Annotated in this window: 1 protein-coding gene; it reads left to right on the top strand. The window is 77.5% G+C overall.

Annotation, left to right across the window (positions count from 1 at the left end; genetic code table 11):
- Positions 1–35: 35 nt before the first annotated feature.
- Positions 36–324: hypothetical protein (locus CCN44_RS40690; protein WP_086704201.1), on the top strand; the 289-nt coding region annotated here is incomplete at its 3' end.

Below are 324 nucleotides of genomic sequence, written 5' to 3'. Positions count from 1 at the left end.
GCCGCGCCCGGCACCCTCCGCGCAGGATCGTCCCCATGAACCCCGAGACCTACGCGCGGCTGTACGGCCCTGCGCGCCCGGCACCGCGGCAGCGGCGCGGCGGGACCGCGGTGACCCTCCTCGCCGCCGCGCTCTGGCTCCTCACGCTCGCCTCGGCCGGCTGGCTGACGTTCCTCGTGGGCATGGCGGCGCTGTGGGGCCTGGCGAACGGCATGTCCTGGGCGGAGGTCTCGGACGCCGTCCTGCCGTACGCGCTGACCGTCCTCGGTTGCGCCGCCGCCCTGACGGCCCTGGCCTTCGCCCCCGGCATCCGCCGCCTCACCC

It is taken from the genome of Streptomyces tricolor (assembly GCF_002155905.1).
GTDB classification, from domain to species: domain Bacteria; phylum Actinomycetota; class Actinomycetes; order Streptomycetales; family Streptomycetaceae; genus Streptomyces; species Streptomyces tricolor.
Note: the sequence above shows the minus strand (reverse complement) of the source record. Positions and strands in the feature narration are given on the sequence as shown.